Genomic DNA, 21,990 nt, shown 5'->3' on the forward strand with positions numbered 1-21,990 from the left:
TCAGTTCTTGTTGGCGGCCTGCTGGTTGACGTCCGGCACGCGCGTCCAAGTCTGCGAGCCGCACAGGATCTTGAGCATGCAGCCCGAGACGTTGAGTTCGGCCTCGCTCTCGCGCTCGAGGCTGACCGTGTAAATCTTGCCTTCCTCGATGTTGTAGAGCTCGCCGGTGAACTTCTCGTCATCCGGCTTGAGGCCCTCGATCAGCTGCAGGCCGATCACCGGCCGGGCGCGCTTCTTCGGGTCAGGATTCTTGAGGTCGGTGCGCGGGCTGCCGTTGTCGAAGGTCGGCGTCTTGAGCCAGACGACCTTGCCGCAGACGAGCTTCTGACCGGGGCCGCAGCGATCGATCCGGATCTTGGCGCGTCCATCGCCGGTGAGCCAGGTACCGGACGGATCCTTGCCCGTGTCGGCCGAAGCGGCCGTGAGGCCGGCGAGAAGCAGGCTGGCGCTGAGAGCGAGGCGCATGGTTCGTCTCCGGGATTGGGGCGTCCGCGGACGCCCGAGGGGTGGACGAAGTCGGTTGGTGCGCGACTGAGCCGTCGCAATCGGGCGATTTTTCGGCGGTGTTGCGGCAGAGCCACGGCCGTGCTTGTCCCACCCGGTCTCGCCGCGCAGCTTGAGGCACGGGGGGGCGCCCGCTATAAGCCCGGCGCCGAAGCGAAATTTTCGCTGCCGCGGCGTGTCCGGATCGCCGGTGCGCCGCAAACCTTTTCCACAGACAGACCGGACGCACCATGGCCACCGAGCGCACCTTCTCGATCCTGAAGCCCGACGCGACGCGCCGGAACCTTACCGGCGCGGTGAACGCGGTCATCGAGGAGGCCGGCCTGCGCATCGTCGGCCAGCGCCGCATCCGCATGACCAAGGAGCAGGCCGAGAAGTTCTACGAGGTGCACAAGGAGCGCCCGTTCTTCGGCGAGCTCGTGACCTTCATGACCTCCGGCCCGGTCGTGGTTCAGGTCCTCGAGGGCGAGAACGCCGTGGCCAAGTACCGTGAGGTCATGGGCGCCACGAACCCGGCCCAGGCCGCCGACGGCACGATCCGCAAGAAGTTCGCCGAGTCCGTCGGCGAGAACACCGTGCACGGCTCCGACAGCGCCGAGAACGCCAAGATCGAAATCGCGCAGTTCTTCAAGGATTCCGACATCGCCGCCTGAGGCGACGGGCGGTGGCGGGTTGGGCACACCGACCCGCCATTTGCGTGCACTGCACCCGGCGGCGCCGGGAATGCCGCCCTGTGTGACCGGGCCGTCCTTGACGGGACGGAGCCCGGAAGCGTCCAACGGCCGAGCTTAGACAACCTCAGCCTTCGGACCACCCGACCATGACGATGCGCCGCCTGCCCCTGCTGATCGCGACCGGCCTGTTCGCCCTCGGCGCGACCGCCGCCCTCGCGGGCGGATCCACGGCCCCGTTCCAGCAATACGAGCCGGATCCGGCGCTCAAGACCGCCAGCAAGTCCAATCTCGAAGGCCGCGTGCGCCACGCCTGCACCGTCGTCCAGGCCCGTTTGACCAGCGCCACCGAGGCGTCCCTGGAGCGTCCCTGCGGCTGCTACGCCCGGCAGACCCTGCGCAGCCTCGACGCCTCCGAGATCGAGGCCTACCGGGCCACCGGCTACTTCAATGACACCGCCCGCGCGAAGGCGCTCGCGGCTCTCGACAGCTGCAAGCTGCAGCGCCCGGTCTGAGGACAAACCCGCGGGGTTGCCTCGGGCAACCCCGCGCGAGCATGCGCAGCAAGGCAACCCGGGACGGTGGGGCGATGCCCGATCGCTGCGCTCGGCCCGGTGGCGTCGGGGCGACCCGTCCTGTCAGCGGCGCGAGCTTCCCGCGGTCGTGCTGCGCGCTGCCGCACGTATCTCCCTGAACGCGCCCCTCCCATCCACCTCCTCATCCCAAGGTTCTGGGGCGCAGGGGAAGCCTCGAAGGAGGGCGCCACAAATCGCGAACTCCGCCGTAAGCCTTCGGGGCGGGTGCGCCGCACCTCAGGATGCGGGGGTGGATGGGATCAGCCGGACCCGGACGCGGGACAGGCCCTCAGAGGCTGAACAGCGCGCCGTCCGGCGCCGTATCGGCGATCACCACGCGGTCGCCCTCCAGGCGGGCGCGGCCGCCCGCCACCAGGGCGAGCACCGCCGGGTAGAGACGGCGCTCTTGAACGATCACCCGGTCGGCGAGGCTGTCGGGATCGTCGTCCTGGCGGACCGGGATCGCGGCCTGGGCGACGATCGGGCCGGCATCGAGCTCCGGTACGACGAAATGGACCGTGCAGCCGTGCAGGCGCACGCCGGCCTCCAACGCCTGCCGGTGGGTGTGCGTGCCCTTGAACAGGGGCAGGAGCGACGGGTGGATATTGAGCATCCGCCCGGCCCAGGACGCCACGAAATCCGTCGTCAGGATCCGCATGAAGCCCGCGAGGCAGACGAGGTCGATCTCGGCCGCCCGCAACGCGGCGTCGAGGGCGGCGTCGAAGCCGGCGCGGTCGGCGAAGGCCCTGTGGTCGATCGCCTGGGTCGGGATCCCGGCCGCGGCCGCCCGGGCGAGGCCGGCGGCCTCCGGGCGGTTCGACAGGACCAGCACGATCTCGGCCGGGAAGGCGGGATCCTCAGCCGCCTCAAGCAGCGCGACCATGTTCGAGCCGCGCCCCGAGATCAGGATCGCGACGCGGGTCTTGCGGACGGTTGTCATCAGAGGGCGAGGCGTCCGCTGAAGGTCACGGGCTCGGCGCCCCGCGCCGTGATCCGCCCGAGGCGCACCGGCGTCTCCCCGGCCCGGGTGAGGGCCTCGTCGACGTCGTCCACCGCGTCGGCGGCGGCGATCACCACCATGCCGATCCCGCAATTGAAGGTGCGCAGCATCTCGGCCTCGGCGACGCCGCCCTCGCGGGAAAGCCAGCCGAAGACCGGCGGCGGGGTCACGGCGTCGAGGTCGACGGCGATGCCGACCGCGTCCGGCAGGACCCGAGGAAGGTTGTCGGGGAAGCCGCCGCCCGTGATGTGGGCGAGCGCCCGGATCCCGTCGGTGGCACCCAGCGCCGCGAGGAGCGGCTTCACGTAGATCCGGGTCGGCTCGAGCAGCGCCTCGCCGAGGCTGCGGCCCGGGGCGAACGGCGCTGGCGCATCCCAGCCGAGTCCGGTCTTCGCGACGATCCGGCGGACCAGCGAGAAGCCGTTGGAATGAACCCCGGAGGAGGGCAGGCCGAGGACCACGTCGCCTGGCCGGATGCCGGGCCGCGGCAGCAGCGTGCCGCGCTCGGCGGCCCCGACCGAGAAGCCGGCCAGGTCGTAGTCGGACCCGTCGTAGAGGCCGGGCATCTCGGCGGTCTCGCCGCCGATCAGCGCGCAGCCCGCCTGTCGGCAGCCCTCGGCAATGCCGCGCACGATGTCGGCGCCGACGCCCGGGACCAGCTTTCCGGTGGCGTAGTAGTCGAGGAAGAACAGCGGCTCGGCGCCCTGGACGATGATGTCGTTCACGCACATCGCCACGAGGTCGATGCCGATCGTGTCGTGACGCCCGGTCTCGATGGCGATCTTGACCTTGGTGCCGACGCCGTCGTTGGCCGCGACCAATATCGGGTCGCGGAAGCCCGCGGCCTTCAGGTCGAACAGGCCGCCGAACCCGCCGATCTCGGCGTCGGCGCCCGGGCGCCGCGTCGAGCGCACCAGCGGCTTGATCGTCTCGACCATGGCGTTGCCGGCATCGATATCGACGCCCGCCGCCGCGTAGGTCAGCCCCGTCTTCGGCTCGTTGCCGTCCTTGGCCGTCATGCCCGCGCCACCTCGTTCCAGATTGGCCCCGCTCTAGCGGCTTCCCGCGTCCCGCGCGAGTCGGCGCGGCGGCGCCTTGATCGGCGCGCCCCGCATACCCACTCTGCCCGCTGGCGTGGTGTGCCGCGAGGGGGAGCATCATCGTGCGCGCACGGGCTATCATCGGGCTGGCCGCTGTCGTCGCCCTGGGACTGATCATCTACCTGCTCCGGGAGGTGATGCTGCCTTTCGTGGCCGGCATCACGCTGGCCTATCTCCTCGACCCGCTGGCCGACCGGCTGGAGCGGCTCGGCCTCGGGCGGCTGGCGGCGAGCCTCCTGATCCTGGCGCTGTTCGTCGTCGTCCTCGTGGTGACGCTGCTGATCCTGATCCCCCTCACGGCCAATCAGGTGGTGGCCCTGGTCAATGCGCTGCCCGGGATGGTGTCGCGCCTTCAGGCGATCATCGCCGAGCGGTCCGGGACCCTGCTCGAGCGTGTCGGCGGCGCGAACGTTCTCAACGAGTTGCAATCCTCCGTCGGAACGCTCGCCACCCAGGCCGGGACGTGGCTGCTCGCATTCCTGAAATCGCTCTGGTCGGGCAGCCAGGCGCTGATCTCGATCGCCTCGCTGCTGGTCGTGACGCCGGTCGTCGCCTTCTACATCCTCGTCGATTGGGACCGGATGGTCGCGTCCATCGACGGCTGGGTGCCGCCGCGGCACCGGGCGACGGTGCGCGAGCTGGCCCGCCAGATCGACGGGGCGGTCACCGGCTACGTCCGCGGCCAGACCCTGGTCTGCCTCATCCTGGGGAGCTTCTACGCGGTCGGCCTCTGGCTGGTCGGGCTCAATTTCGGCGTGCTGATCGGTCTGATCGCCGGATTCCTGACCTTCATCCCCTATGTCGGAACGCTCACCGGCTTCCTGCTCTCGGTGGGCGTCGCGCTGGTCCAGTTCTGGCCCTCCGGCGACTGGCTGCATCTGGGGCTGACCGTGGGCGTCTTCCTCGTCGGCCAGTTCCTGGAGGGCAACGTCATCTCGCCGAAGCTCGTGGGCGATTCCACCGGGCTGCACCCGGTCTGGCTGATGTTCGCGCTGCTGGCGTTCGGGACGCTGTTCGGCTTCGTCGGGCTGCTCCTCGCCGTCCCGATCGCGGCCTCGATCGGCGTCCTCGTGCGCTTCGCCCTGGCCCGCTATCTGGAGAGCCGCCTCTACCATGCCGGCCAGCCGATCCTGATCGAGCAAGACGGCAAGGACGCTTCGGCCTTGACCTCCGCGGGCGGGGGATGATCCTGGGCAACGCATGCGCGAGAACGCACCACCCCGCCAGCTGGCCTTCGACCTGCCCCTCGACCCGCGCTACGGGCGCGAGGACTTCCTCGTGGGTCCGGCCAACGAGGCGGCCTACACGCTGATCGAGGCCTGGCCGGACTGGCCCGACAGCGTCCTGGTCCTCACCGGCCCGTCCGGCAGCGGCAAGAGCCATCTCGCGGCGATCTGGGCGGAGCGCGCCCATGCCTGGACCCTCCCGGCCGCCGAGCTGGGGGCCGACGCGGTCCAGCACCTCGTCTCGAACGGGGCGCTGGTCATCGAGGATATCGATCAGGCGGAGCGGCTCGACGAGGCGGCGCTGTTCCACCTGCTGAACCGCGCGCGGGAGCGCGCCTGCCCGGTGCTGCTGACCAGCGCGACCGGGATCGACGCCCTCGGCCTCGCGACGCCCGACCTCCGTTCGCGGCTTCGCCTGGCCCCGCGCATCGCCATCGAGGCGCCGGACGACGCCCTGCTGCGGGCCGTCCTGGTCAAGCTGTTCGTGGACCGGCAGCTGGTCGTCGATCTCGGCGTCATCGATTCGCTGGCCCTGCGCATCGACCGGTCGCTGGGCCGCGCCCGGGATGTCGTTGCAGAGCTGGATCGCGACGCCCTCGGGCGCGGACGCCGGATCAGCCGGCCGCTCGCTCTGGCGGTGCTGCGCCGCATGGGACTGGACGACGAGGCCGACCCGGCCGGCTGAACGCCGAATGCTGCGGCCGTCACGAAACCGTCGTGAAGGCCGCAGGTCTAGGGTGATACACGCTCCGCCGCCGCGAGGAGCGCCGCGTAGAGACAGGGATCGGGGATGGAATCGACGCAGAAGCCCGTGGACCGCGACGCCGCCGAAGAGACCGCCGAGCCCCGTCGGCGCGCGGCGGCCAATCCGGCGGTGCGGCGCGCGCCCGCGCCCAGGCGTCAGCTGGCCGATCCCGCCGCCGCGGACGCCAATGACGAGTGGCCGGCTGCGGCCGCGGCCTCGCCTCCGGCGGAGCCGGTCGTCGGCGCGGCCCGTGAGCCGGTGCTGGAAGCGGGACGGTCCCTGCGCCACTCACCGGAGCGCTTCGTGAACCGCGAGCTGTCCTGGCTCCAATTCAACCGGCGCGTCCTGGAGGAGGCATCGAACCCGAACCATCCGCTGCTGGAACGCCTCCGCTTCCTGTCGATCTCGGCGAACAATCTCGACGAGTTCTTCATGGTCCGCGTCGCCGGCCTGATCGATCAGGTGCGGGCCGGGATCACGGTCCCGTCGCAGGACGGCCTGTCGCCCTCCGAGCAGCTCGTCCGGATCGGCGCAGAGGTCTCGCGCCTCGCCGCCGACCAGCAGGCCCGCTGGCGGGAGCTGCGCGCGGAGCTGCACGCCGCCGACGTCGACATCGTCGAGCCTGCAGCCCTCACGGCCGAGCAGACGGCGTGGCTGGAGGAGTATTTCCTCAACCACGTCTTTCCGGTGCTGACGCCGCTGGCGATCGATCCGGCCCACCCGTTCCCCTTCATCCCGAATCTCGGCACCACCATCGCGCTGATGCTGGTGCGTCCGAAGGACGGGCGGCTGCTGCGCGCCCTGATCCGCCTGCCCGGCGTCATCGACCGATACGTGCGCCTGCCGGTCAGCGACAGCGACACCGCGGCACGCCTCATCACCATCGAGCAGGTGATCGGGATGTTCACCGGGCGGCTCTTCCCGGGCTATCTCGTGAAGGGCAGCGGCGCGTTCCGCGTCGTCCGCGACTCCGACCTGGAGATCGAGGAGGAGGCGGAAGACCTCGTCCTGCATTTCGAGACGGCGTTGAAGCAGCGGCGCCGCGGCGTCGTGATCCGCCTCGAGGTCGAGGCGGGCATGTCCGAGGATCTGCGCAGCTTCGTCGCCGACGAGTTGGAGATCGCCGCGGACGCGATCTTTCTCGTCGAGGGCATGCTCGCCTTGAACGAGCTGTCCCAGATCGTCGGGATCGACCGGCCGGACCTGAAGTTCAAGCCCTACAATCCCCGCTTCCCGGAGCGCATCCGCGAGAGCGGCGGCGATGTCTTCGCGGCGATCCGGCAGAAGGACTTCATCGTCCACCACCCCTACGAATCCTTCGATTCGGTGGTGCAGTTCCTCGCGCAGGCCGCCCGCGACCCGAACGTGGTGGCGATCAAGCAGACGCTCTACCGGACATCCTCGAACTCGCCGATCGTCGCGGCCCTCGCCGAGGCTGCGGAGCTCGGCAAGTCGGTCACGGCCCTGGTGGAGCTGAAGGCGCGCTTCGACGAGGAAGCGAATATTCGCTGGGCGCGCAACCTCGAGAAGGCCGGCGCGCAGGTGGTGTTCGGCTTCGTCGAGCTGAAGACCCACGCCAAGCTGTCGCTGGTGGTCCGGCGCGAGGGCGACAAGCTCGTGACCTACTGCCATGTCGGCACCGGCAATTACCATCCGATCACCGCACGGGTGTACACGGACCTGTCGTTCTTCACGGCGGATCCCGCGATCGCGCGGGACGTGTCGCGCATCTTCAACTTCATCACCGGCTATGCCGAACCGGCGGAGCTGGAGCGGATGGCGGTCTCGCCGCTGACCCTGAAGAACCGGCTTCTGGAGCATATCGAGGCGGAGGTCGCCCACGCGAAGGCGGGGCGCCCGGCGGCCATCTGGATCAAGTGCAACTCGCTGGTCGACAGCCAGATCATCGACGCGCTCTACGACGCCTCGGCTGCCGGTGTTCAGATCGACTGCGTGGTGCGCGGCATCTGCTGCCTGCGGCCGGGCATTCCCGGCCTCTCGGAGACGATCCGGGTCAAGTCGATCGTCGGCCGCTTCCTGGAACACGGGCGCATCTATGCGTTCGGCAACGGGGTCGGGCTGCCGCATCCCAAGGCCACGGTCTACATCTCGTCCGCCGACCTGATGAGCCGGAACCTCGACCGCCGCGTCGAAGCGCTGCTGCCGATCACCAATCCGACGGTGCATCAACAGGTGCTCGACCAGATCATGCTGGCCAACCTGCTCGACAACCGTCAGAGCTGGCGGTTGCTCGCCTCGGGTGGCTGCGAACGGATCCAGCCCGCCGACGGCGAGGAGCCGTTCAATGCCCACAAGTACTTCATGACCAACCCCAGCCTCTCGGGACGCGGCAAGGCATCGAAGAAGTCGAGCCCGCGGGCACTGAGCCGCCGCGCGCAGCGCAGCTGAGTTTCGCCGCGCAGCGACGCTGGGTTAAACCTCCCGCACGGCGCGTCGACAGGCGCGGCGGGCTGATGAAGGACTCGGACGTTTGGGCAGCCCTCGTGCCAACCTCACCCTCGCGCATGATGCGGAGGCGATCGACAGCGCCGCCCAGCAGCCGGTGGCGATCATCGATATCGGCTCCAACTCGGTGCGGCTGGTCGCCTATGACGGCCTGACCCGGGCGCCGACGCCGCTCTACAACGAGAAGGTGCTCTGCGGCCTGGGCCGCAACGTTCTGACGACGGGCCGCTTGAACGAGGAGGCGGTGGCCCGGGCGCTCACGGCCCTGGGACGGTTCCGGGTCCTGTGCGAGACGATGCGCGTCAGACAGGTCTTCGTGCTCGCCACCGCGGCGGCGCGGGACGCCGAGAACGGTCCCGATTTCCTGCGTGCGGCGGAAGCGGCCTGCGGCCAGGAGATCCAGCTGCTGTCCGGGCGGCGCGAGGCGGAACTGTCGGCCCTCGGCGTGGTCTCCGGGTTTCACGCGCCGAACGGGGTCGTGGGCGACATGGGCGGCGGCTCCCTCGAACTCGTGGACGTTCGGGGGACGGTGGTCGGACAAGGGGTGACCATGCCGTTGGGCGGCCTCGCCCTTCAGGACCTCTCCGGCGGCTCGGTCAAGAAGGCCGCCAAGATCGTCCGCGAGTACATGCGCAAGGCTGCGCCGCAGCTCGAGACCCTGCGCGGCCGGACGTTCTACGCTGTCGGCGGCACGTGGCGGGCGATCGCGCGCCTCCACCAGGCCGCCCGCGGCTACCCCGTCCACGTGATGCACGGCTACGCGGTGGAGCCGACCGACGAGCTGAGCTTCCTCCAAGTGGTCGAGCAGACCGACGTGGCGCTGCTGCAGGATGTCGACGCGATCTCGGAGGCGCGGCGCCCGCTGCTGGCCTACGGAGCCGTCGTGCTGGAGGAGATCATCCGGGTCGGTCGCCCGCGGGAAGTGGCGATCTCGGCCTCCGGGGTGCGCGAGGGCCTGCTGTTCGAGCAGCTCGACCGCGACACCCGGCTGCTCGATCCGCTTCTGGCCTCGGCGTCGGAATTCAACAATCTGCGCGCCCGCTCACCCCGCCACGGGGAAGAGCTGATCGCCTGGACGGACCAATTCGTCGCGACCCTGGAGGGTCACGAGACCGCCGACGAGCGCCGTCTGCGCCACGCAGGCTGCCTGCTCTCGGATGTCGGATGGCGGGCGCATCCCGATTACCGCGACGAACAGAGCATCGCGGTGATCCAGAACGCGGCCTTCGTCGGCGTCGATCATCCGGGCCGCGCCTATCTCGCCCTGGCTGTGTCCCTGCGGCATTCCGGCCTTGCGCCCGAGAAGGCGAACGCGATGCTCCGGGGCGTCGCCGGTCCGCGCCTGTTCGAACGGGCCCGCCTGCTGGGCGCGCTGCTCCGCATCGCCTTCCCGATCTCGGCCGGCATGGACGGCGCCCTTGGGCGGGCACCGCTCGCCGTCGAGGAAGGCCGGGTCGTGCTGCGTCTGCCGCGCGCCTGGGAGCCCCTGAACGGAGACCGCCTCTTGAACCGGGTTCGCGGCCTCGGCCGCGTGATCGGACTCGACGGCCGGATCGAGATCGCGGGCGGGCCCTCCTGATCCGGTCTGCGCGGGGCGCGGGCAACCCGACACGTGCGCGACGGATTTGGCGCCCGAAGCCCATCGGGCGCCGCCCGGCAGCGCGGCGCGGTGAGACAGGGCGCGCGATGTCGGGTCGTGTTCCGCTATCGCGGTCCGGTGGCGCTCGTCTCGTCCGCCCTATGAGCACCGAGGACCTGCTCGGGCGGCCCGGCCCGCGCGTCTAAACCTTTCGGATTCCGCCCGTGAAAAGGCGACGGCTCACAGCCGAATGACGCCAAATGATGCGCCGATAAAAACTTCCGATTTTGTGTGAATATTGTAATTGATTTATATATATTGCCGAATATGCGGTAAGAATGCCCTATGATGCAGGTTGAAAGATTATAGTCGCCCTTAGCGATCGATTTCATGTGACGTAGTCAGGAGAGTTTTTCATTGTATGCTGGGATCGCCCTCCCAGATTGAGCCCAATTAATGGGAATATTGTGAAATGAAGTGGCTTGGTTATTTATCAATTCGTGCCTTTATGTGTGCGACCATATTTTCGATGGCGCTGATGCTTTTGGGATATGCCGGCAACGCTTTGATCGACGCGCGGAGTAAGGCACGGGAGGCCGAGGAGGCCGTGACTTTGACGCGCGCGAGCCGTCAGTTGCTCAAGACGATTCTTTCGGTGCGCCTTGAGCGGGGAGCAGCCGTCGCCCTGGGCGGTGACGCGGTCGATCAAGACAGCCTGACAGCCTACGCGACCAACCGGGAGGCCGCGGCCGCAGGCTTCAAGACCGTTCAGCATCTGCTGCAGTGCCAGGATGTGCCCAGCGTGACCGCGACGGTGGCGCGGCTGAACGCGGCTCAGGACGCCCTGAACGCGCTCCGGCCCCGCATCGACAATGCTCTGCGCGTCGCGAAGGCGGAGCGGGATCCGACGCTGATGCCCAAGGTGCTGACCACCTTTCAGGAAGCACTCGACGCGCTCACGGCCGCCTCGGACGCCGTGGATTCGGCGATCCCCCGTTCCGACGCGATCCTGCAGCGCTACCTCGTCCTCAAACGATCGGCCTGGAAGAGCCGCGTCGCGATCGGCGACGCCTCCATGCGCGTGCAGGCGGCGCTGGCTGCCGGAACGTCGTGGTCACTCTACGAGACCGTGGCGGCGGCCGAGGAGCGGGCCCGGGCCAAGGCGGCTTGGATGAGCACCAGCGAGGCCGCGGCCTCCGTCTCGGACACCACGCGCGCCGCGTTCGAGCGGGCCAAGCGCAGCAATTTCGAGGGCGCGGCTGCCGAAGAGGCGGATGCGATCTTCGATGCCCTGAGCCAGCAGCGGGCGGCCCCCGGCAGGATCCAGGACATCCGCCGACGGAACACCGTCGACCAAATGACGATCGTCGACCTCGCGGATTCGGCCCTCGAGGAGATGGTCACGCGCGCCGAGATCCTCGCGGCGGAAGCGGGCAGCGTCTTCCGGCGCAATGCGGGCGCACTTCTGGCCGCCTCGCTGTTCGTCGCCCTGGGCCTTCTCGCCCTGCTCGGCGGAGTCCTGCGGCCGATCCGGATCATCGCAACGGCGATGCGCGCCCTGACCAAGGGTGAGACAGCCGTCACGCTTCCCATCGATGCGTACCGCAACGAGTTCGCGCCGATCATGGCGGCCGTAGAGGCGTTCCGGGACAACCTGATCCGCACCCGCGATCTCGAGGCCGAGGCCGAGCGGGCACGGCTCGACGCCGACGAGCAGCGGCGCGACAGTTTGCGCCAGATGGCCCAGCGCTTCGAGCAGGCGGTCGGCGACATGATCGGCCAGGTCGCGGCCTCGGCCTCCGCCCTCCAGCGCACGGCGCAGACCATGACCGCCACCGCAACCCGGACAGCCGGGCAATCGACGACGGTCGCGGCCGCCGCCGAGCGGGCCTCCGGCAACGTCAACACCGTGGCGGCGGCCGCCGAGGAGCTCGGCACATCCGTGCAGGAGATCGGGCGACAGGCCGACGGTTCGGCGGATCTGGCGCAGAAGGCCGCGGCGGAGGCCGACCGCACGGCGGCCCGCGTCCAGGAGCTGAGCGGCGCCGTGAACAAGATCGGCGCTGTCGTCGGGCTGATCGCATCGATCGCCGAGCAGACCAATCTGCTGGCGCTGAACGCCACCATCGAGGCGGCCCGCGCCGGCGCCGCCGGCCGCGGCTTCGCGGTGGTGGCCAGCGAGGTGAAGGCGCTGGCCGAGCAGACCGCCAGGGCCACCGACGAGATCTCGGCGCAGATCGCCGCAGTGCAGGGCTCCACCGGACAGGCCGTCGCGGCCATCGCGACGATCACGGCGCGCATCGGCGAGATCAACGGCGTGGCGGCCTCGATTGCGGCGGCCGTCGAAGAGCAGGGCGCCGCGACTCAGGAGATCGTCCGCAATGTCGGGCAGGCGGCGATCGGCACCGGCGAGGTCACCAGCAACATCACCGGCGTCGCGCAGGCGGCCGAGAGCACCGGTCTGGCCGCCAGCCAGGTCCTCGATGCGGCCTCCGCGCTGTCGCACCAGTCCGAGCACCTGTCCGCGGAGGTCGGGCGGTTCCTGGGGAGCATTCGCGTCTCCTACGCCGTCTCGGCCGCGCAGGTCGCCCTGGTGCAGGGCAGCTTCGCGACGGTGCAGGCGATCGGCGACGCCGCGGCAGACCTGTTCTACGGACGCCTGTTCGCGATCGCGCCCCAGGTCCGCTCGCTCTTCCCCGACGATATGACCGCGCAGAAGCGGAAGCTGATGGCCATGCTGGCCCTGTCGGTGGCCAATCTGGACAAGCCCGAAGCCCTGGTTTCGACGGTCCGCGACCTCGGGCAACGGCATGTCGGCTACGGCGCGCTGGAGGCGCATTACGAGTCGGTCGGCGCAGCGCTGCTCTGGACCCTGGAACGGGGCCTCGGCGCGGATTTCACGCCGGAGGTTCGGGCCGCCTGGTCCGAGACCTATCGGGTCATCGCCGGTCTGATGACCACGGCGGGGACCGCGCGGGCCGCGTGAGAGGGCTTCCCCGCAACGGCTCGGGGCGAGGCCGGCCTCTCCGTCCTCGCGTCCGGCGCGGCGGTTTTGGGCAGCGCGACGCCGAACGGCGTGGCGCTGCCGGATCTCAGGCGACCCGATCGGAGAAGATCGACTTCTTGACCACGGCGTGGACGCCCCAATTGCCGTCCACGACCTGCGTGATCCCGAAATCGACCGCCACCGACATCAGCGAGATCGCCTCGTCCTCGGTCAGCCCCTTCGCGTGCATCAGGAACTGGCGCATCTTGCGGAAGGCGTCGCGCATGGCGAGGTCGATGGAGGATTTCTGGAAGATCGCGCTCTGCGCGTCCGGGCCGAGGTCGCGCAGGTAGTTCGGGTAGCTGAAGCCGGACAGCACCCAGTCGTCCCGGGTCTCGATCATCGGGAAATCGAGGGCTTCCAGCGGCGTGCCGGGCAGGTCGGCCTTCTTGTGCAGGATGAACTGGAAGGTGCCGGTGAGCGAGCACTCGATCGCGGTCCCGCACAATTCGGAATCACCCTGGCTGGCATGGGGATCGCCGACCGAGAACAGGGCGCCCGGCACAGCCACCGGGTAGTACAAGGTCGCGCCCTTGCCGATCCGCCAATTGTCGATGTTGCCGCCGGTGTAGCTCGGCGGGATCGTGTTGACCCGGTCGGCCTCGGCGGGCGCGACGCCCATCGTGCCGAAATGCGGTCGGATCGGCACCCGGATGCCCTTCAGCACCTCGAAGGTCTTCTGCGTCTTCGTGTGATCCACCGGCAGTCCGGGATAGTCGATGGTCGGATGGGAGACGCCGAACGGATCGGTCACGCCCGGCCAGCGGAAGCTGTAGACCGCCCGCGCCCAGTCGCGCTCCCCGGTGGCGTCGACCTCGTAGATCGTGACGACCTCGCGCTTCTGATCGCCAGTGATCAGGTCGTTGTAATGGTAGCCCCACCAGGCCGCCGCGTTGCTGCCGAAGGCCAGACCCTTGTATTTGGGATTGGCGCAGGGGCGCGGGGCGACGTCGAGGATCCGCACCTCCAGGACGTCGCCGGGCTCGGCGCCACGGATCGCAACGGGTCCGGTGCAGATGTGCACGCCGAGGCCGCCGCCGGGGCCGATCTTGGCGTCCATAGGGCCGGCGCCGCGGGGCGAGACAGCCATCCTGTCCTTGGTCCAGAGATAGACGCTCTCGGCGCCCGGATCGCCCTGGATCATCCGCTCGGCATCGTCGCTCGCCTGGTGGGTCAGCGTCTCGATCGTGACGAAGTCGCCCGAGCCGATCTCGACCTGCGGCTTGAGGCTGCGGCTGAAGAAGCCCCAATGGACGGTCTCGGCATTGGCTGGGAGATGGTAATGCGCCGTGGCGGCGATCTTGGCGCCGCTCGCCTGGGCGAGGGCCGGGCTCACCAGCGACGGGCCGCCGGTCGCGAAGGCCGCGGCGGCGGCACCGGTCGCCGCGAAGCTGCTCTTCAGGAACGCGCGCCGCTCCGGCTCCAGATCCCGCCGAAACCGGCGGCGGTGCTCCTCGAAGGCGTGGCAGGTTGGATCATCGCCCGCGCACATCGCGTCGTCTCCCGGTGATTTCGTGGCCCCGGGACTGGGAAGCAAATCGACGGCCACGCTCGCGGCCGCCGACAGCCGTGCCTCATTCGGAGATCATGCCGGCGCCGCGCTCCTCGACGGTCGCCGCGGCCTCGTCCGCCTGCGCCTCGACGACGGCGGCGGCCGTGACGTTGACGATGCCGCGGGCCGTGACCGACGGCGTCAGGATGTGGGCGGGCTTGGCCGGGCCGATCAGGAGCGGGCCGACCGGCAGGGCATCCGCCAGCACCTTGGCGAACTGGAAGGCGATGTTGGCTGCGTCGAGATTCGGGAAGATCAGGACGTTGGCCGCCCCCTTGAGCCGCGAGCCCGGCAGCACGCGGTCGCGGACCATCTCGCTGAGAGCCGAATCCGCCTGCATCTCGCCGTCGACCTGAAGCTCGGGGTCGCGCCGCTGCAGAAGCGCGAGCGCCTCGCGCATCTTCATCGCGGAGGGGGAGTCGGACTGGCCGAAATCCGAGTGGCTGAGGAGCGCGATCTTCGGCGTCATCCCGAAACGGCTGACATGGCTGGCGCAGGCCTGCGCCACGTCGGCGATCTCCTCGGCGGTGGGGTTCTGGCGGACATGGGTGTCGGCCAGGAAGTACGCGCCGTTATGCGTCACCACGAGGCTCATCGCGGCGCATTGCTCCACGCCGGGCGCAAGCCCGATCACGTCACGGATGATGCGCAGCCGCGTCTCGAACCGGCCCTCCAGGCCGCAGATCAGCGCGTCGGCCTCGCCGCGGCGGACCGCGATGGCGCCGATCACCGTGTTGTTGGTCCGCACCAGCGTGCGCGCCGCGTCGGGCGTGATGCCCCGGCGGCCTGCGACTTCCAGATAGGTCTGCACGTAGGCGCGATAGCGGGGATCGTCCTCGGGATCGATCAGCTCGAAATCGCGGCCGTGCACGAGGGACAGGCCGAAGCGCTTCAGCCGGGTCTCCACGACCCGGGGCCGGCCGACCAGGATCGGGAAGGCGACCTTGTCCTCGACGATCGCCTGAACGGCGCGCAGAACGCGCTCGTCCTCGCCCTCGGCGTAGATCACGCGCTTGGGCTCGGCCTTCGCCTTCGAGAAGAGCGGCTTCATGATCAGGCCGGACCGGTGCACGAACCGGTCGAGGCTCTCGACATAGGCGTCGAGATCGGCGAGCGGCCGGCCGGCGACGCCCGAATCCATCGCGGCCTTGGCGACCGCGGGGGCGATGCGCAGGATCAGCCGCGGGTCGAAGGGGCTCGGGATCAGCGATTTCGGCCCGAACGGTCGGGCCTCGCCGCCATAGGCCCGGGCGACCACGTCCGAGGTGGTCTCGTGGGCCAGTCCCGCGATCGCCTTCACGGCGGCCTTCTTCATCTCCTCGTTGATCTTATGGGCGCCGACATCGAGCGCGCCGCGGAAGATGTAGGGGAAGCACAGGACGTTGTTGACCTGGTTCGGGAAGTCCGACCGTCCGGTGCAGATCATCGCGTCCGGCCGCTCCTGCTCGGCCAGATCCGGCATGATCTCCGGATAGGGATTGGCGAGGGCCATGATCAGCGGCTTCTCGGCCATCTCCTTCAGGTATTCGGGCTTCAGGACGCCGCCGGCCGACAGGCCGATGAACACGTCGGCGCCCGGAATGACCTCGGCGAGCGTCCGCTTGTCGGTCTCCTGGGCGTAGACGTCCTTCCAGCGGTCCATCAGCTCCGGGCGGCCCTTGTAGACCACGCCCTTGATGTCGGTGACCGTGATGTTCTCGCGGGTGGCGCCGAGCGACACGAGCAGGTTGAGGCAGGCGAGCGCCGCCGCGCCCGCGCCCGACGTCACGATCCGGACGTCGGCGAGGTTCTTGCCGGCGAGTTCCAGGCCGTTGAGGACGGCGGCCGCCACGATGATCGCGGTGCCGTGCTGGTCGTCGTGGAAGACCGGGATGTTCATCCGGGCCCGGCACTGCTCCTCGACCTCGAAGCACTCGGGGGCCTTGATGTCCTCCAGGTTGATGCCGCCGAAGGTCGGCTCCAGGGCGCAGACCACGTCCACGAGCTTGGACACGTCCTTCTGGTCGACCTCGATGTCGAAGACGTCGATGCCGGCGAATTTCTTGAACAGGACGGCCTTGCCCTCCATGACGGGCTTCGAGGCCAGCGGCCCGATATCGCCGAGGCCCAGCACGGCCGTGCCGTTGGAGAGCACCGCCACGAGGTTCTGGCGGATCGTGAGTTCGGCGGCCTGCTGCGGGTCGTCGTGGATCGCCATGCAGGCAGCGGCGACGCCGGGTGAGTAGGCCAACGCGAGGTCGCGCTGGTTGCCCAGCGGCTTGGTCGCCTGGATCTCCAGCTTCCCGGGCTTGGGCAGGCGGTGGTAGACGAGCGCCCCGGCCTTGAGGTCCTCGGACATGTTATCGGCCATCGCCCACGCTCCCGCTCACCTTTTTCACCGAGGACGACGCGGTCGCGCAGCGCGCGGGCTCGCGTCATGACCGGTCTGTTGCACCGGCTGCGCAGGGGGCGCAACCCGCACAACGAGACCCGGATCCACCTCGCCAAACTGGCGAGGACCTACGGCTTCTCCATAGGCGCTTATTCGTACGGGCGTCCAAAAGTCCGTTTTCCGGAGAGCGGACGGCGGCTGACGATCGGCCGCTATTGTTCCATCGCCGACAAGGTCGAGATCCTGCTCGGCGGCGACCACCGGCTGGACTGGGCATCGACCTACCCGTTCGCGGCGATGCGCGGGCTGTTCCCGGACGCGCAGGCGCCCGAGGATTACCATGCCTCCCGGGGCGACGTGGTGATCGGGCACGATGTCTGGCTCGGCTCCGGATGCATGATCCTGTCGGGGGTCACGGTCGGGCACGGTGCCGTGGTGGCGGCGCGCGCCGTGGTGACGCGCGACGTGCCGCCTTACGCGATCGTGGCGGGTAATCCGGCGCGGGTGGTGCGGCGCCGGTTCGACGAGGCCACGGTGACGGCCCTCGTGGCGGCGGCATGGTGGGACCTGCCCCACGCGACGGTGACGCGCCTGGCGCCGCTGCTTCAGAGCGGCCGGATCGCGGATCTGCTGGCGGCGTTGCACGCCAGCGCGGATTCCCGTACCGGCGGGGCCCAAATCGAAGACGACCCGAGATCTGGACGATGACCGATACGCCTCCCGACCGCCTCGCCTCCAACCCGAACAGCCCGTACTACGACGAGAAGGTGCTGGAGCGCGGGGTCGGTGTCCGCTTCAAGGGTGTCGAGAAGACGAACGTCGAAGAGTATTGCGTCAGCGAGGGCTGGGTCCGGCTGTCGGCCGGCAAGACCCTCGACCGGGCCGGCAACCCGATGACCGTGAAGCTGAAGGGCACCGTGGAGCCCTATTTCCGCGAGCCCGAAGCGGAGGCCTGATCGACCCGCGCCAGCGCGGCGTCGAAGTTCCGGACGGAATCCCGGACGAGCGTCGCGACCCGTTCCGGAGCACGCGGCCCGCCGATGACGAGGCTCGCCAGGATATCGGAGCGGCGCGCGCGCTGCTTGGCGGTGCGCGCGTGGTTCGACAGACGCAGGTGCCAGGGGCAGTCTTGTCGCCGCAGATACAGGCTGTCGCCGCGCTCGTTCCGGGCGACGATCGCGAAGCCGTGCGGCTCCAGCATCCGGGCCGCCAGAGCCAGCGCCCGGAGCGGCGGAAGCGGACCGTCGGCGGTCACGGCCCGGCCGGTTCGATCGTGCCGAGGCGGCGCCGCCCGAGCGCCCGCGCCTTCAGCGACAGAGCCGGCCGCTCGACCCCGTACCAGGACAGGGCCGCGACCGGCAGCGTGAGGGCGAGGGCCGGCACCAGGAGCGCCGGCCCGGAGGCGGCCGGCCACAGGTCGTGCAGGCTCTGCTGGATCGGCCATCCGTAGAGGTAGATCCCGTAGGAGAGGTCGGCCGACGGGTCGAACAGGCCGCGCGCCAGGGGGCCCAGGGCGAGCCAGACCGCGCCATACGACTCAGCCAGGAACAGAAGGGCCGGATAGGCTGGCGTCCGCGCGAGGACGAAGGCGCCGAAGGCCAGGCAGGCGAGGGCGGCGGCCGAGATCCGCAGGCGGTCGCGCCACAAATAGAGGCACGCGCCGGCCGCGAAGAGCAGCGGCAGGCGCAGCGCCGTCTCGGTGCCCTTGGGCAAATCCGGACCGCGAAGGCCGCAGGCGATGGTCAGGGCGAGCGCCAGAACGGCCACGATCAGGGGCGCCGACCATCGCCGCCGGAGCAGGCCGCACAGGGCGGCGACGAGAACGCCGAGGTAGCACAGAATCTCGTATTTCAGCGTCCAGATTGTGCCGAGGGGGGCCCGGTAGGGATTGGATTCGAAGACGCCGGGGAGGGCGGCGTTGCTCTTGAAGGTCGTCAGCGTCCCGCGGATGAACGACCACAGGCCGGGATCGCTCAGATAGGCGGAGACGGGCAGGCGGGTCAGGACCGCGCCGAGCCCCAACGAGACGACGAGTGTCGCCGCCACGAGTCCCGGGAGGATCCGCAGGGTTCGCGCAACGGCGTAATCGCGAAGCCCCCGGCGGTCGCAGCTCATCGTGACCAGGAAACCCGACACCGCGAAGAAGCCGTTCACCGCGTGCTCGCCGAGGGTGTAGCCGGTGAGCCGGGCGAGGGGTTCGTCGCCGGCCGCACCGGTCGCGACGCTGAACGCATGGGACACGACCACCGCCAAGGCCAGAATCAGTCGGAGACCGGTGAAGCCGTTGCGGCCCCGATCCAGCGCGGCCGCGATCGTCGGCGCGCTCATCGGGTCAGACCTTCGCGGGACAGCGCGGTCCCGCCGCGCCGGAAGGCGAGGGCGCCTGCGGCCGAGCCGCCATAGCGCTCCAGACCCGCCCGGCGCAGGATCAGGGCCGACAGGAGTGCCTTCGGCACGTTGGCCATCAGGGCGGCGAGGCTCGGGTCGGGCAGACCGTATTTGCGGCTGACATAGGCGCGCGACCATGCCTGATGCCATCGCGACCGGAATACCCGGCCGGGCTCGGGCGCCGACGAGCGGCCGCGACCGTGCAGAGCTTCGGCGCCATGGACATGGATCAGGGCGCGGCCGTGCTCGGCCACGCGGCGGCACAGATCGTCATCCTCGTAGAACAGGAAGATGTTCTCGTCGAAGCCGCCGAGGTCCAGGAACAGGGCGCGCGGCATCATCAGGCAGGCCCCGGAGAGGAACGGCGCGCAGGCATCGCCCTGCGGCAGTGCGAGCCTGCCGCCGGGATTGGTCAAATAGGGCGCCAGCAGCGAGCGCGCCTGGAAGAAAAAGCGTCCGTCGGGCTCGACGAGGCGGGGCGCCAGCAGGCCCGCATCCGGCCAGGATCGGGCCGCCGCCAGCAGGGCGTCCGCGGCGCCCGGGCGCAGAACGACGTCCGGGTTGACGATGAGGACATGCTCCGCGGTTTCGGCCGCCCGAACGCCGCAATTGTTGGCGCGGCCGTAACCCTCGTTGCGGGCGTTGCGGATCACCTGCGCGCCGGCCGCCTCCGCGACCGACGCGGAGGCGTCCCGGCTGGCATTGTCGACCACGATCGCCGGCACGTGCTGGCCGGCGAGCGCCGCGAGGCAGCCGGGCAGCACGTCGGCGCTGTCATGCGCGACGACGATCGCAACGAGGCTCGGCACCGGGCAGCGAAGCGCGGCGCCTCAGGCCTTCTTCTCGGGGAGGTTGAGACGGATATGCAGCTCGCGCAGCTGCTTGGGCGTCGCCTCCGAGGGCGCGCCCATCATCAGATCCTCGGCGCGCTGGTTCATCGGGAACAGCACCACCTCGCGGATGTTCGGCTCGTTGCACAGGAGCATGACGATGCGGTCCACCCCCGGCGCGATGCCGCCGTGCGGCGGGGCGCCCATGCGCAGCGCGTTCAGCATGCCGCCGAACTTCTGCTCCAGCACTTCGTGGCCGTAGCCCGCGATGGCGAAGGCCTTCTCCATGACGTCGGGACGGTGGTTGCGGATCGCCCCGGAGGACAGCTCCACGCCGTTGCAGACGATGTCGTACTGGAACGCCTTGATCCCCAGGATGCGCTTGGTGTTCGGACCGTTCTCGTCCTCGGAGGACAGCGCATCGAGGTCGAGCGCCAGGAACTCCTCGCGGTCGATGTTCGGCATCGAGAACGGGTTGTGGGAGAAGTCGACCCGCTTCTCCTCCTCGCTCCACTCGTACATCGGGAAGTCGGTGATCCAGCAGAACGCGTACTGGTCCTTGTCGCACAGGCCCAGCTCGTCGCCGATGCGGATACGGGCCTTGCCGGCGAGGCCGGCCGCCTTGCCCTCGACACCGGCGGAGAAGAACACCGCGTCGCCGGCCTTCGCGCCGGCCCGCTCGGCGATCAGCGCCTGAACCTCGGCGGGGATGAACTTGGCGATCGGCCCCTTGCCGGTGAGCTCGCCGTTCTCCGCCTCGAACACGACGTAGCCGAGGCCCGGCGCGCCCTCGGAGCGGGCCCAGTCATTGAGCTTGTCGAAGAAGGAGCGCGGCTGCGCGCCCGCGCCGGTCGCCGGAATCGCGCGGACCACGCCCCCGGAGGCGATCACGCCCTTGAACGCCTTGAACGCCACGTCGTCGCGGGCGAACAGGTCGGTGACGTCGGCGATGATCAGCGGGTTGCGCAGATCCGGCTTGTCGACGCCGTATTTCAGCATGGAATCCGCGTAGGTGATGCGCGGGAATTCCTTGGTGACGCGCCTTCCCTCGGCGAACTCCTCGAACACGCCGCGCAGCACCGGCTCCACCGCCTGGAACACGTCCTCCTGGGTGACGAAGCTCATCTCGATGTCGAGCTGGTAGAACTCGCCAGGGCTCCGGTCGGCGCGGGCATCCTCGTCGCGGAAGCAGGGCGCGATCTGGAAGTAGCGGTCGAAGCCCGCGATCATCGTCAGCTGCTTGAACTGCTGCGGCGCCTGCGGAAGTGCATAGAACTTGCCGGGATGCACCCGCGACGGCACGAGGTAGTCGCGTGCACCTTCGGGCGACGAGGCGGTCAGAATCGGGGTCTGGAACTCGAAGAAGCCGCCCTCGCGCATCCGGCGGCGAAGCGAATCGATGATCGCGCCGCGCTTCATGATGTTGGCGTGGAGCTTCTCCCGGCGCAGGTCGAGGAAGCGGTAGCGCAGCCGCGTCTCCTCTGGATATTCGAGATCACCGAAGACCGGCAGCGGCAGCTCGCCGGCCGGGCCCAACACCTCGAGATCATCGATATAAACCTCGACCGCCCCGGTCGGCAGCTCGGCATTCTCGGTGCCGGCCGGGCGGGTGCGAACGCGGCCGTCGATCCGCACAACCCATTCCGAACGCACAGCTTCGGCAGCCTTGAAGGCGGGCGAATCGGAGTCGATCACGCACTGGGTCAGCCCGTAATGGTCCCGCAGGTCCACGAACAGCACGCCCCCGTGGTCACGGATGCGGTGGCACCAGCCGGAGAGGCGGACACTCTGCCCGACGTCGGACGGGCGAAGCGCCCCGCAGGTGTGGGAACGGTAACGGTGCATGATGGGCTTCTTCTGAGGGAAGGCCGGCACCATTCACGCGAGGCCCCCCAAGTCAAGCGCGGGGTGTGCAGCACGGCCCCAAAAGCCGCTCC

18 protein-coding genes are annotated in these 21,990 nt (G+C 69.5%); 9 read left to right on the top strand and 9 right to left on the bottom strand.

What is annotated here, in order from left to right:
- Positions 1-465 (bottom strand): DUF2147 domain-containing protein, encoded by a 465-nt coding sequence (locus BLT59_RS06250; RefSeq protein ID WP_091777556.1) that lies wholly within the window; start codon positions 463-465, stop codon positions 1-3.
- Between the two features lie 269 nt (positions 466-734).
- Here BLT59_RS06250 and ndk point away from each other — a divergent pair, with 269 nt between their 5' ends.
- A complete protein-coding gene (gene ndk, locus BLT59_RS06255) occupies positions 735-1,157 on the top strand; it encodes a nucleoside-diphosphate kinase (RefSeq protein WP_091777558.1) in 423 nt (140 codons plus the stop codon).
- Between the two features lie 167 nt (positions 1,158-1,324).
- Positions 1,325-1,690 (top strand): hypothetical protein, encoded by a 366-nt coding sequence (locus BLT59_RS06260; RefSeq protein ID WP_091777560.1) that lies wholly within the window; start codon positions 1,325-1,327, stop codon positions 1,688-1,690.
- Positions 1,691-2,039: 349 nt separating this feature from the next.
- Here the strand turns inward: BLT59_RS06260 and purN are convergent, their stop codons facing one another.
- Positions 2,040-2,690 (bottom strand): phosphoribosylglycinamide formyltransferase, encoded by a 651-nt coding sequence (purN, locus tag BLT59_RS06265; RefSeq protein WP_091777562.1) that lies wholly within the window; start codon positions 2,688-2,690, stop codon positions 2,040-2,042.
- Positions 2,690-3,769, bottom strand: coding sequence for a phosphoribosylformylglycinamidine cyclo-ligase (gene purM, locus BLT59_RS06270; protein WP_091777564.1), 1,080 nt, complete (start codon positions 3,767-3,769; stop codon positions 2,690-2,692). The genes purN and purM overlap by 1 nt, the downstream gene beginning before the upstream one ends.
- A gap of 143 nt (positions 3,770-3,912) precedes the next feature.
- On the opposite strand from purM, the gene BLT59_RS06275 reads away from it, so the two are divergent.
- From BLT59_RS06275 to BLT59_RS06295, 5 genes are all read left to right on the top strand, one after another.
- The gene (locus tag BLT59_RS06275) at positions 3,913-5,037 is read left to right on the top strand and encodes an AI-2E family transporter (RefSeq protein ID WP_091777566.1); all 1,125 of its coding nucleotides are present in this window, start codon (positions 3,913-3,915) and stop codon (positions 5,035-5,037) included.
- Positions 5,038-5,050: 13 nt separating this feature from the next.
- On the top strand, positions 5,051-5,761 hold the full coding sequence (locus tag BLT59_RS06280; protein ID WP_091777568.1) for a P-loop NTPase family protein: 711 nt from the start codon (positions 5,051-5,053) through the stop codon (positions 5,759-5,761).
- A gap of 105 nt (positions 5,762-5,866) precedes the next feature.
- Positions 5,867-8,230: an RNA degradosome polyphosphate kinase gene (locus BLT59_RS06285; protein ID WP_091777570.1), complete on the top strand. Its 2,364-nt coding sequence runs from the start codon at positions 5,867-5,869 to the stop codon at positions 8,228-8,230.
- Positions 8,231-8,312: 82 nt separating this feature from the next.
- Positions 8,313-9,866 carry an exopolyphosphatase gene (gene ppx / locus BLT59_RS06290; RefSeq protein ID WP_091777572.1) on the top strand — a complete coding sequence of 518 codons (1,554 nt, stop codon included), beginning with the start codon at positions 8,313-8,315 and terminating at the stop codon, positions 9,864-9,866.
- Between the two features lie 472 nt (positions 9,867-10,338).
- Complete coding sequence (locus BLT59_RS06295) at positions 10,339-12,852, top strand: methyl-accepting chemotaxis protein (protein WP_091777574.1); 2,514 nt, start codon at positions 10,339-10,341, stop codon at positions 12,850-12,852.
- A 106-nt stretch (positions 12,853-12,958) separates the two neighbouring features.
- On the opposite strand, the gene BLT59_RS06300 is transcribed toward BLT59_RS06295, so the two are convergent.
- Together BLT59_RS06300 and BLT59_RS06305 are read right to left on the bottom strand one after the other, a co-directional pair.
- Positions 12,959-14,404, bottom strand: a complete 1,446-nt coding sequence (locus BLT59_RS06300; RefSeq protein WP_091777576.1) for an acetamidase/formamidase family protein — start codon at positions 14,402-14,404, stop codon at positions 12,959-12,961.
- Positions 14,405-14,486: 82 nt separating this feature from the next.
- Positions 14,487-16,814 (bottom strand): NADP-dependent malic enzyme, encoded by a 2,328-nt coding sequence (locus BLT59_RS06305; RefSeq protein ID WP_091777578.1) that lies wholly within the window; start codon positions 16,812-16,814, stop codon positions 14,487-14,489.
- A 66-nt stretch (positions 16,815-16,880) separates the two neighbouring features.
- On the opposite strand from BLT59_RS06305, the gene BLT59_RS06310 reads away from it, so the two are divergent.
- On the top strand, positions 16,881-17,543 hold the full coding sequence (locus BLT59_RS06310; protein ID WP_175543942.1) for a CatB-related O-acetyltransferase: 663 nt from the start codon (positions 16,881-16,883) through the stop codon (positions 17,541-17,543).
- Positions 17,540-17,791, top strand: a complete 252-nt coding sequence (locus BLT59_RS06315; RefSeq protein ID WP_091777580.1) for a DUF3297 family protein — start codon at positions 17,540-17,542, stop codon at positions 17,789-17,791. Before BLT59_RS06310 ends, BLT59_RS06315 begins: the two co-directional genes overlap by 4 nt.
- Here the strand turns inward: BLT59_RS06315 and BLT59_RS06320 are convergent.
- The 4 genes from BLT59_RS06320 to aspS are packed head-to-tail and all read right to left on the bottom strand — an operon-like array spanning position 17,761 to position 21,898.
- Positions 17,761-18,090, bottom strand: coding sequence for a hypothetical protein (locus BLT59_RS06320; protein WP_091777582.1), 330 nt, complete (start codon positions 18,088-18,090; stop codon positions 17,761-17,763). The two genes, BLT59_RS06315 and BLT59_RS06320, sit on opposite strands and share 31 nt — an antisense overlap.
- Positions 18,087-19,163: an acyltransferase family protein gene (locus tag BLT59_RS06325; RefSeq protein WP_091777584.1), complete on the bottom strand. Its 1,077-nt coding sequence runs from the start codon at positions 19,161-19,163 to the stop codon at positions 18,087-18,089. Before BLT59_RS06325 ends, BLT59_RS06320 begins: the two co-directional genes overlap by 4 nt.
- A complete protein-coding gene (locus BLT59_RS06330; RefSeq protein WP_091777586.1) occupies positions 19,160-20,032 on the bottom strand; it encodes a glycosyltransferase family 2 protein in 873 nt (290 codons plus the stop codon). Before BLT59_RS06330 ends, BLT59_RS06325 begins: the two co-directional genes overlap by 4 nt.
- Before the next feature lie 21 nt (positions 20,033-20,053).
- A complete protein-coding gene (aspS, locus tag BLT59_RS06335) occupies positions 20,054-21,898 on the bottom strand; it encodes an aspartate--tRNA ligase (RefSeq protein ID WP_091777671.1) in 1,845 nt (614 codons plus the stop codon).
- Between the last annotated feature and the right edge of the window lie 92 nt (positions 21,899-21,990).

The sequence above is a fragment of the Methylobacterium sp. UNC378MF genome, from assembly GCF_900103195.1.
Taxonomy (GTDB): Bacteria; Pseudomonadota; Alphaproteobacteria; order Rhizobiales; family Beijerinckiaceae; genus Methylobacterium.